Source organism: Nocardioides lianchengensis (genome assembly GCF_900101465.1).
GTDB classification, from domain to species: Bacteria; Actinomycetota; Actinomycetes; order Propionibacteriales; family Nocardioidaceae; genus Nocardioides; species Nocardioides lianchengensis.
This window is the reverse complement of record NZ_FMZM01000001.1, coordinates 124711-133753: the sequence shown is the minus strand read 5'-3', so window position 1 is coordinate 133753 and position 9043 is coordinate 124711. Positions and strand designations below refer to the sequence as shown.

The 9043-nt window shown below is 69.0% G+C and carries 14 protein-coding genes; 3 read left to right on the top strand and 11 right to left on the bottom strand.

Features of this window, described 5'->3' with window-relative positions; all coding sequences use genetic code 11:
* Position 1: 1 nt before the first annotated feature.
* Complete coding sequence (locus BLT76_RS00760; protein WP_090849770.1) at positions 2–994, bottom strand: TerC family protein; 993 nt, start codon at positions 992–994, stop codon at positions 2–4.
* 250 nt (positions 995–1244) lie between these two features.
* Here BLT76_RS00760 and BLT76_RS00755 point away from each other — a divergent pair, with 250 nt between their 5' ends.
* The 3 genes from BLT76_RS00755 to BLT76_RS00745 are packed head-to-tail and all read left to right on the top strand — an operon-like array spanning position 1245 to position 3147.
* Positions 1245–2126, top strand: a complete 882-nt coding sequence (locus BLT76_RS00755; protein WP_090849768.1) for a WXG100 family type VII secretion target — start codon at positions 1245–1247, stop codon at positions 2124–2126.
* Positions 2123–2893, top strand: coding sequence for a hypothetical protein (locus BLT76_RS00750; RefSeq protein ID WP_090849766.1), 771 nt, complete (start codon positions 2123–2125; stop codon positions 2891–2893). Before BLT76_RS00755 ends, BLT76_RS00750 begins: the two co-directional genes overlap by 4 nt.
* A gap of 5 nt (positions 2894–2898) precedes the next feature.
* Positions 2899–3147 carry a hypothetical protein gene (locus tag BLT76_RS00745; protein WP_139175363.1) on the top strand — a complete coding sequence of 83 codons (249 nt, stop codon included), beginning with the start codon at positions 2899–2901 and terminating at the stop codon, positions 3145–3147.
* Between the two features lie 7 nt (positions 3148–3154).
* On the opposite strand, the gene map is transcribed toward BLT76_RS00745, so the two are convergent.
* From map to BLT76_RS00695, 10 genes are all read right to left on the bottom strand, one after another.
* Positions 3155–3979 (bottom strand): type I methionyl aminopeptidase, encoded by an 825-nt coding sequence (gene map / locus BLT76_RS00740; RefSeq protein WP_090849762.1) that lies wholly within the window; start codon positions 3977–3979, stop codon positions 3155–3157.
* Between the two features lie 107 nt (positions 3980–4086).
* The gene (locus tag BLT76_RS00735; protein WP_090849760.1) at positions 4087–4662 is read right to left on the bottom strand and encodes an adenylate kinase; all 576 of its coding nucleotides are present in this window, start codon (positions 4660–4662) and stop codon (positions 4087–4089) included.
* Positions 4663–5958 carry a preprotein translocase subunit SecY gene (secY, locus tag BLT76_RS00730; protein WP_090849758.1) on the bottom strand — a complete coding sequence of 432 codons (1296 nt, stop codon included), beginning with the start codon at positions 5956–5958 and terminating at the stop codon, positions 4663–4665. It lies immediately after the preceding gene.
* A 185-nt stretch (positions 5959–6143) separates the two neighbouring features.
* Positions 6144–6584 (bottom strand): 50S ribosomal protein L15, encoded by a 441-nt coding sequence (gene rplO, locus BLT76_RS00725; RefSeq protein WP_090849756.1) that lies wholly within the window; start codon positions 6582–6584, stop codon positions 6144–6146.
* 1 nt (position 6585) lies between these two features.
* The gene (gene rpmD / locus BLT76_RS00720; protein WP_090849754.1) at positions 6586–6768 is read right to left on the bottom strand and encodes a 50S ribosomal protein L30; all 183 of its coding nucleotides are present in this window, start codon (positions 6766–6768) and stop codon (positions 6586–6588) included.
* The gene (gene rpsE, locus BLT76_RS00715; RefSeq protein ID WP_090849752.1) at positions 6768–7382 is read right to left on the bottom strand and encodes a 30S ribosomal protein S5; all 615 of its coding nucleotides are present in this window, start codon (positions 7380–7382) and stop codon (positions 6768–6770) included. The genes rpmD and rpsE overlap by 1 nt, the downstream gene beginning before the upstream one ends.
* Before the next feature lie 34 nt (positions 7383–7416).
* Positions 7417–7800, bottom strand: coding sequence for a 50S ribosomal protein L18 (gene rplR, locus BLT76_RS00710; RefSeq protein WP_090849750.1), 384 nt, complete (start codon positions 7798–7800; stop codon positions 7417–7419).
* A 1-nt stretch (position 7801) separates the two neighbouring features.
* A complete protein-coding gene (rplF, locus tag BLT76_RS00705) occupies positions 7802–8341 on the bottom strand; it encodes a 50S ribosomal protein L6 (protein WP_090849748.1) in 540 nt (179 codons plus the stop codon).
* Positions 8342–8371: 30 nt separating this feature from the next.
* Positions 8372–8779: a 30S ribosomal protein S8 gene (gene rpsH, locus BLT76_RS00700; protein ID WP_056151934.1), complete on the bottom strand. Its 408-nt coding sequence runs from the start codon at positions 8777–8779 to the stop codon at positions 8372–8374.
* Between the two features lie 77 nt (positions 8780–8856).
* Positions 8857–9042 carry a type Z 30S ribosomal protein S14 gene (locus BLT76_RS00695; RefSeq protein WP_090849746.1) on the bottom strand — a complete coding sequence of 62 codons (186 nt, stop codon included), beginning with the start codon at positions 9040–9042 and terminating at the stop codon, positions 8857–8859.
* Position 9043 lies beyond the last annotated feature (1 nt).

Genomic DNA, 9043 nt, shown 5'->3' with positions numbered 1-9043 from the left:
ATCACACGGCCGCGGGGTCGTCCTCGCGGTCCTTCTTGTCCTTGATCAGGCTGGCCACGGTCGTGAGCACGAGGGTCACGATGATGACGCCCAGGCTGAGCAGCGACGAGATGTCCGGGACGTCGAAGTGCTCGCCGCCGTTGAGGAAGCCCAGCTCGTTCTCGTGCATCGCGTGCAGGACCAGCTTGACGCCGATGAACGCCAGGATGAAGGCCAGGCCCAGGGACAGGTAGACCAGGCGCTCGAGCAGACCACCGAGCAGGAAGTACAGCTGCCGCAGGCCCATGAGCGCGAACACGTTCGCGGTGAAGACGAGGTAGGGCTCCTGGGTGATGCCGAAGATCGCCGGGATCGAGTCGAGCGCGAAGAGCAGGTCGGTGGTGCCGAGCGCGATGATCACGATCAGCATCGGCGAGATCACCCGGACGCCGTTCTCGTGGTACCAGAGCTTGAGGCCCTCGAAGCGCTCCCCCACGTTGAGGTGGGACTGCGCGAACCGGACGATCCGGTTCTCCTCCGGGTGCTCCTCGTCGTGGCTGCGGTACGACTTCACCAGGCTGACGGCCGTGTAGACCAGGAACGCGCCGAAGATGTAGAAGACCCAGCTGAAGTTGTTGATCAGCTGGTAGCCCAGCGCGATGAAGATGCCGCGGAAGATCAGCGCCAGGATGATGCCCACCATCAGCGCCTCCTGCTGGTACTCGCGCGGGACCTTCAGCGCGGCCATCAGGATGATGAAGACGAACAGGTTGTCGATCGAGAGGCTGTACTCGGTCAGCCAGCCGGCGTAGAACTCGATGCCGTAGTCGTGGCCGTGGAAGAGCAGCACCCACACCCCGAAGGCGACCGCGGCGCCGACGTACACGCTCAGCGCGATCGCGCACTCGCGCAGCGAGGGCTCGTGCGGGTCGCGGGCGATGATGACGACGTCGAAGAGCAGCACGGCCACCGTGACGGCGATCGTGATGCCCCATTCGAGGGCGGATACGTCCACAGGTGTTCCTCCAGGTCAGGGGACGGCGGTTGGCGCCTGAGGTCTCTTCCGCCACGACGCGCGCGGCCCACGACCCCGGACCGGCGTTCGTGCCGGACGTGCTGACGATGTCGTGACGAAGGAATACTCCCCTCCTGCGGCGCTCATCCTCGCACGGTCGTCGACCGCTCCGCGCCACGGCTCGTCCCGTGGGCCACGACCCGGAAGTCTCCGACTGACATGTCCGGTACCCCGTCCCTACCCTCCAGACATGACCGGACTGGTGGGCGCCGACACCGACGAGCTCCGCGCGCTCGCCACGGACCTCCGCGCCGGGGCCGACGAGCTCCGTGACCTGACCGCCCAGCTGGCCCGCGGGCTCGACGCCGCCCACGAGTGGCAGGGCGCGGACGCGGCCCGGTGCAAGGACGAGTGGGCGGGCTTCGCCTCGATGCAGCTGGCCGGCGTCTCGTCCGCGCTGGAGACGGCCGGCGACCTGCTCGAGGCGAACGCCGTCGAGCAGGACCGGGCGAGCGGCGAGACCCGGCACGCCGGCTGGGGCTGGGCCGTGCTCGACTTCGTGGCGGACGCCTTCCCGCTCGGCAAGGCCCTGTGGGACACGAAGGGCGTCCTGGAGAAGGGGGCGCTGCTCGCCGCCTTCGTCCGCGCGCTGCAGCTGCCCGCCACCGGGTTCGCGGCGCTGAGCCGGTTCGAGGCGGTCCGGGACGCGATGGCCGCCCTCAACGGGAAGCTGACCGGCGGCCTCGGGCGGTTCCTGCTCCCGGTCACGGTCTACAGCGGGTTGAAGGACGCGATCACCGGGCACGGCTACAGCGGCTGGCGCGAGTGGGGAGCCCGCGGGTTCGGCGCGATCGGCGCGGCGAGCGCCGGGGTGCTCATCGCCGGCGCCGTCGGCCTGGTCTCGGCGCCCGTCGTCCTGACCGCCGCCGGCGTGGGGGCCGTCGCCTACTCCGTGTGGAGCCTCGGCAACTCCGCTTGGGACAACCGCCAGCAGATCGGCGGGTTCCTCTCCCGCCTGGCCCACGGGACCTGGGCGCCCGACGGCTGGGCCCGGGCCCAGGTCGACGGAGCCCTCGACTGGGCCCGTCGACAGCTCGCCCCCACGCGCCTACCGGCAGGAGCAGGTTCATGACCGTCACGGACGTCGACGTCCGCACCCTCGAGGTGCTCACCGACGAGGAGCTCAGCGTCCTCACGAGCGGGCCCGGCGTCGTGGTGACCCCCTACCTCGACACGGTGCCGGACGCGGCCCTCGACGCGGTCCGCCGTACGGCGTTCCGCGGACTGGTCTCCCGCGGTCTCGTCGACACCCCGGACCCGTCCGCGGCCGACCGGGCCGCGGGCGAGGTGCTGGTGCGCGAGGACGTCAGGTCGACCGTCACCCTGCGCGAGGCGGCGCGCACGGTCGTCGCGGTGGCGCGCACCGCGACCGGTCGCCAGGACTTCTGGTACGCCCACGTCGTGCACGAGGTGGTGCTGCTGGAGGAGGTCGGACCCGACGGGCTGCACCGCTTCGCCCTGGCCCGGGCCGCCGATCTCCCCGAGCTGCTGGTGGCCGCGGCGATCGCGCCCGGAGCGGCCGACGGCACGGGAGAACCGGTCCACCTCGACGCCGAGGTCGATGCGGAGGCCCCGCCGGAGCTCGCCGTACGCCTGGGCGAGGCGCACCTGCGGGCCGACGTCGTCAAGGTGGAGGCGGGTCCGGTCGGCTCGCCCGCTCGCAGCCACCGGCCGGTGCTCACCGGCGTCTGGACCGGCTCGAAGGGCAGCTGGTCGGTGCTCGCCGATCCCGCGACGGCGTCCGTCTCGGCCCACCCTCGGCGGGTCGAGGAGCTGGCCGAGCGGCTGCGCGATCTGGCCCGCGAGGCCGTGGAGGAGCAGGAGGGGGTCTTCGCGTGATCGGCATGAACACCGAGGTGGTCCACGAGCTCGCCGTGCAGATGGCGACCGTGGCCGACCGGATCCGGGCCTTGGAGACCAGGCTGAGCACCCGACTCGCGGCGACCGACTGGGTCGGGCGCGACCGGGAGCGCTTCGACGCCCAGTGGCAGGCCGACCACGTGCGCGCGCTGCGCGAGGCCGCCGGCGCCCTGGAGGACGCCTCGCGGCTGGCCGCGGACAACGCCCGCGAGCAGGACCGCGCCAGCGCCTGAGCGAGCGTCAGTCGCCCAGCGGCCCGAATGGGACGCCGAGAGTGGCGAGCGCCTGCTCGCCACCGTCGAGCGCGGTCAGCACCCAGGTGCCGGCGTCGGTCAGCACGAACGTGTTCTCGAAGTGCGCGGCCCAGCTGCCGTCCGTCGTGACGACCGTCCAGTCGTCGTCGAGGACGTCGGTCCGTTTGCCCCCCAGGGTGACCATCGGCTCCACGGCCAGGGCCAGACCCTGGACCAGGCGCGGGCCGCGGCCCGGCTTGCCGACGTTCGGCACGTTCGGCGGCAGGTGCATCGCCGAGCCGATCCCGTGGCCGACGTAGTCCTCGAGGATGCCGTAGGAACCGGCACCCCGGACGTGCTTCTCGACCGCGTGCGAGATGTCGGTGACCCGACCGCCCACGCGGGCGGCGCCGATCCCGTGCCACATGGCGGCCTCGGTGACCGCCATCAGCTCGGTGACCTCCTCGGGCACCTCACCGACCGCGACGGTCAGGGCCGCGTCGCCGTGCCAGCCGTCGACGATCGCGCCGCAGTCGATCGAGATGACGTCCCCGGCCGCCAGGACCCGGGACCCGGGGATGCCGTGCACGACCTCGTCGTTGACCGAGGCGCAGATCGACGCGGGGAACCCGTGGTAGCCCAGGAACGACGGCGTGGCCCCGGAGGACCGGATGTTGTCCTCCGCGATCGCGTCGAGCTCGGCCGTGCTGATCCCCGGCCGTACGGCGGCGCGCAACAGCTCCAGCGTCCGGCCGACCACGAGGCCGGCCTGCCGCATCAGGAGCACCTGGTCCGGCGTCTTGATCTCCAGACCGCGGTCGAGAAATCCCATACCTGTTCTCCGTCAGTCATCCGGTCTCGACACGGCGGTCGCGACTTCGTTCCTCAGTCGCGCGTCTTGCTCGACCACCATCAGCGGAGCCGCTGGCGCGTCTCCGCTCAGCTCTCCGGGAGGACGTCCAGTGCCTCGAAGATGCGCTTGGTGACGTCGTCGACCTCGCCCATGCCGTCGATCTCCTGCAGCAGCCCGCGCTCGCGGTAGACCTCGATCAGCGGCTCGGTCTGCTCGGCGTACAGCTCCTGGCGACGACGGATGACGTCCTCGGTGTCGTCGGTGCGACCCTCGACCTGGGCCCGCTGCAGCAGCCGGCTGACGATCTCGTCCTGGTCGACCGTGAGCACCACGACCGCGTCCAGCGCGTGCCCGGTGAACTTGATCATCCCGTCGAGCTCCTCGACCTGCGCGAGGGTGCGGGGATAGCCATCGAGCAGGAAGCCGGGTACGGCGTCCTCCTCGTCGATCCGGTTGCGGACCATGAGGTTGGTGACCTCGTCGGGGACGTACTCCCCCGCGTCCATGAACCGCTTGGCCTCCAGGCCCAGCGGCGTGCCCTGCGAGACGTTGGCCCGGAAGATGTCGCCCGTCGACACCGCCGGGATCCCGAAGTGCTCGGCGATGAACTTCGCCTGCGTGCCCTTTCCCGCTCCCGGCGGGCCCATGATGATCAGTCGCATTTAGCGGAGGAATCCTTCGTAGTTGCGCTGCTGGAGCTGGCTCTCGATCTGCTTCACCGTGTCCAGCGCGACGCCCACCATGATCAGGATCGAGGTGCCACCGAAGGGGAAGTTCTGGTTCGCATCGATGAGAACCAGCGCGATCAACGGGATCAGCGAGATGAGCCCGAGGTAGAGCGCGCCCGGCAGGGTGATGCGGGACAGGACGTAGGACAGGTAGTCCTCGGTCGGCTTGCCCGCCCGGATCCCGGGGATGAAGCCGCCGTACTTCTTCATGTTGTCGGCCACCTCTTGCGGGTTGAAGGTGATCGACACGTAGAAGTAGGTGAAGAAGATGATGAGCAGGAAGAAGACCGCCATGTAGAGCGGGTGCGAGCCGTCGACGAAGTAGTCGTTGAGCCAGCCGACCCACTTCGAGCTGCTGGTGTTGTTGAACTGCACCGCCATGGCCGGCAGGTAGAGCAGCGACGAGGCGAAGATGACCGGGATGATGCCGGCCTGGTTCACCTTGAGCGGGATGTACGTCGAGCTGCCGCCGAACATCTTGCGGCCGACCATCCGGCGCGCGTACTGCACCGGGATCCGGCGCTGGGCCTGCTCGATGAAGATGACCGCCGCGACGATCACCAGACCGATGGCCATGACGACCCCGAAGGTCCACCAGCCCTGGGACTTCTGGACCGCCCACAGGGCGGTCGGGAAGGTGGCGACGACCTGCGTGAAGATCAGGATCGACATGCCGTTGCCGACGCCGCGGTCGGTGATCAGCTCACCGAGCCACATGATCACGGCCGTGCCGGCGGTCATCGTGACCACGAGGACCAGGAAGGTCGCGGTGCCGTCGTCGTGCAGCAGCGGCTGGTTGCAGTTCTGCAGCAGGTTGCCGGAGCGCGCCAGGGCGACGATGCCGGTCGCCTGGAGCAGCGCGAGGCCCAACGTCAGGTATCGGGTGTACTGCGTGATCTTCGTCTGGCCCGCCTGGCCCTCCTTCTTCAGCGCTTCGAGCCGCGGGATGACCACGACGAGCAGCTGCAGGATGATGCTGGCGGTGATGTACGGCATGATGCCGAGCGCGAAGATCGTCAGCTGGAGCAGTGCTCCACCTGAGAACAGGTTGATCAGGCTGTAGAGGCTCGAGTCCTCCAGCTGGTTGAGGCACGTGTCGACGTTCGCGACGTGCACGCCTGGAGCGGGGATCTGCGAACCGGCCCGGAAGATCACGATGATCAGCAGGACGAACAGCAGCTTGCGCCGCAGGTCCGGCGTCCGGAAAGCGTTGGCGAATGCGCCTAGCACGAGACGATCCTCTTTCTCCTGTGCAGAAAATCAGGGTGTCCGCAGACAGCGCCCAGAAACCCCGGGAAGCCTAACAGGGGTACCGGGCCGCCGCGGTGGCGACGTCGGAATGACGGGCCGGGAACAGCAACGGGCGCGGCACGGCTGCGAAAGTGCAGCCACGCCGCGCCCGTCAGCACAACGAATCAGACGAGGGTGGTGGTTCCGCCCGCGGCCTCGATCTTCTCCTTCGCCGAGGCGGAGACCGCCTGGACGCTGACGTCGACCTTCACGGTCAGGTCGCCCTGGCCGAGAACCTTGACGGGCTGGCCCTTGCGGACCGCACCCCGAGCCACGAGCTCCTCGACGGTGACTGCGCCACCGTCGGGGAACAGCGAGCTGATCCGGTCGAGGTTGACGACCTGGAACTCCACCTTGAACGGGTTCTTGAACCCCTTCAGCTTGGGGAGCCGCATGTGGATCGGCATCTGGCCACCCTCGAAGGCGACCGGAACCTGGTAGCGGGCCTTGGTGCCCTTGGTACCGCGACCCGACGTCTTGCCCTTGGAGCCCTCACCGCGACCCACACGGGTCTTCGCGGTCTTGGCACCGGGCGCGGGGCGCAGGTGGTGCAGCTTGAGCGTCATGTCACTCCACCTCCTCGACCGTCACCAGGTGACGGACGGTGTTGACCATGCCGCGGATCTCCGGCCGGTCCTCCTTGACGACGACGTCGCCGATGCGCTTGAGACCGAGCGTGCGCAGGGTCTCGCGCTGGTTCCGCTTCAGGCCCACGAGACCGCGGTCCTGACGCACCTTCAGCTGAGCCATCAGGAGACACCCCCCGCAGGGGCGACGACCTCGGCGCGCGCCTTCAGCAGCGCGGCCGGGGCGACGGACTCGACGGGCAGGCCACGACGAGCCGCGACCTGCTCCGGCTGCTCCAGCATGCGCAGCGCCTCGACGGTCGCGTGCACGATGTTGATCTGGTTCGACGACCCGAGCGACTTGCTCAGGATGTCGTGGATGCCGGCGCACTCCAGCACCGCACGCACCGGGCCACCGGCGATGACGCCGGTACCGGGAGCGGCCGGGCGCAGCATGACCACGCCGGCGGCCTTCTCACCCTGGACCGGGTGCGGGATGGTGCCCTGGATGCGGGGGACGCGGAAGAAAGCCTTCTTCGCCTCCTCGACACCCTTGGCGATCGCCGCGGGAACTTCCTTGGCCTTGCCGTAGCCGACGCCGACCAGACCTTCACCGTCACCGACGACCACGAGGGCGGTGAAGCTGAAGCGACGACCACCCTTCACGACCTTGGCGACACGGTTGATCGCAACGACGCGCTCGATGTAGGCGGTCTTGTCAGCAGCCTGGCCGCCGCGACGGTCGTCGCGACCCCCCTGGCGCCCGCCACCGCGCTGTCCGCGCTGGGCTCCGCTCATGAGACTTTTCCTCTTCTCTTTCTGGCTCTTGCGATCAGAAGGTCAGGCCGCCCGAGCGGGCGCCGTCCGCCAGGGCCGCGACGCGACCGTGGTACTTGTTGCCGGCACGGTCGAAGACCACGCCGTCGATCCCGGCAGCCTTGGCGCGCTCGGCGACGAGCTCGCCCACGCGCTTGGCCTTGGCGGTCTTGTCGCCGTCGGTCGAGCGCAGGTCGGCCTCCATGGTGGAGGCGTAGGCCAGCGTCTTGCCGACCAGGTCGTCGACGACCTGGACGGTGATGTGCTTGGCGCTGCGGGTCACGACCAGGCGCGGACGCTCGGGAGTGCCGGCGACCTTCTTGCGGCCCCGCACCTGACGGCGCAGGCGCGAGCGCACGCGCGACGCGGTGTGCTTGTTGTTCTTCAGCGAGATCGCCATGTCACTTACCAGCCTTTCCGACCTTGCGGCGGATGTGCTCGCCGGAGTAACGGACGCCCTTGCCCTTGTAGGGCTCCGGCTTGCGCAGCTTGCGGATCTTGGCGGCCACCTCGCCGACGAGCTGCTTGTCGATGCCGAGCACACCGAGCTTGGTGGGGCTCTCGACGGCGAAGGTGATGCCCTCCGGCGCGTCGAAGATGATCGGGTGGGAGTACCCGAGCTGGAACTCCAGCTGGGTGGGGCCCTTGGACAGGACGCGGTAACCGACGCCGACGATCTCGAGCTTCTTCTCGTAACCGTCCGTCACCCCCACGACCATGTTGTTGACCAGCGTGCGGGTCAGGCCGTGGAGCGACTTGCTGATGCGCTCCTCGTCGGGACGCTTGACGTCGAGGACGCCATCGGACTTCTCGACGGTGATCGGGGAGGCCACGGTGTGGGACAGGGTGCCCTTGGGCCCCTTGACCGTCACCAGCTGGCCCTCGATCGCCACGTCGACGCCCGAGGGCACCGCGACGGGGAGCTTGCCAATGCGCGACATGCTGTTGTTACTCCTTCGCAGTTCTCGTCGTCACCAGACGTAGGCGAGGACTTCCCCACCCACGCCCTTCTGGTTCGCCTGGCGGTCGGTCAGCAGGCCCTGGCTGGTCGAGATGATCGCGACCCCCAGACCGCCGAGCACCTTCGGGAGACCCGTGTGCTTGGCGTAGACCCGCAGGCCCGGCTTGCTGATGCGGCGAACGCCGGCGATGGAGCGCTCGCGGTTGCGGCCGTACTTCAGGGTGATGGTCAGCGTCTTGCCGACCTCGCCCTCGGCGGGCTCCGCCACGTCGTACGACGTGATGTAACCCTCCTGCTTCAGGATGTCGGCGACACCCTGCTTGAGCTTGCTGTACGGCATGGAAACCGCGTCGTGGTACGCCTGGTTGGCGTTGCGCAGACGAGTGAGCATGTCTGCGATCGGGTCAGTCATCGTCATGGAAGGTCGTTCTCTCTCTTCTGTGGTTTCGCTCGTCGCAGGGACGGGCGACCTTCAGCGGTCGTGGGTCCTGGAACTCACCAGGAGGACTTGGTGACGCCGGGCAGCTCGCCGCGGTGCGCCATCTCGCGCAGGCAGATCCGGCACAGGCCGAACTTCCGGTAGACGGCCTTGGGCCGGCCGCAGCGCTGGCAGCGGGTGTAGCCGCGGACCGCGAACTTCGGCTTCTTAGCGGCCTTGACCTTCAGAGCGGTCTTCGCCATG

Bases quoted from the DNA above. Each gene is read 5' to 3' on its own strand.
- BLT76_RS00745 (WP_139175363.1), top strand. From the start codon at position 2,899: ATGAACACCGAGGTGGTCCACGAGCTCGCCGTGCAGATGGCGACCGTG.
- BLT76_RS00695 (WP_090849746.1), bottom strand. From the start codon at position 9,042: ATGGCGAAGACCGCTCTGAAGGTCAAGGCCGCTAAGAAGCCGAAGTTC.
- map (WP_090849762.1), bottom strand. From the start codon at position 3,979: ATGGGATTTCTCGACCGCGGTCTGGAGATCAAGACGCCGGACCAGGTG.
- rpsE (WP_090849752.1), bottom strand. From the start codon at position 7,382: ATGAGCGGAGCCCAGCGCGGACAGCGCGGTGGCGGGCGCCAGGGGGGT.
- BLT76_RS00750 (WP_090849766.1), top strand. From the start codon at position 2,123: ATGACCGTCACGGACGTCGACGTCCGCACCCTCGAGGTGCTCACCGAC.
- BLT76_RS00755 (WP_090849768.1), top strand. From the start codon at position 1,245: ATGACCGGACTGGTGGGCGCCGACACCGACGAGCTCCGCGCGCTCGCC.
- rpsH (WP_056151934.1), bottom strand. From the start codon at position 8,779: ATGACGATGACTGACCCGATCGCAGACATGCTCACTCGTCTGCGCAAC.
- rplR (WP_090849750.1), bottom strand. From the start codon at position 7,800: ATGGCGATCTCGCTGAAGAACAACAAGCACACCGCGTCGCGCGTGCGC.
- rplO (WP_090849756.1), bottom strand. From the start codon at position 6,584: ATGACGCTCAAGCTGCACCACCTGCGCCCCGCGCCCGGTGCCAAGACC.
- BLT76_RS00735 (WP_090849760.1), bottom strand. From the start codon at position 4,662: ATGCGACTGATCATCATGGGCCCGCCGGGAGCGGGAAAGGGCACGCAG.
- rpmD (WP_090849754.1), bottom strand. From the start codon at position 6,768: ATGGCTCAGCTGAAGGTGCGTCAGGACCGCGGTCTCGTGGGCCTGAAG.
- rplF (WP_090849748.1), bottom strand. From the start codon at position 8,341: ATGTCGCGCATTGGCAAGCTCCCCGTCGCGGTGCCCTCGGGCGTCGAC.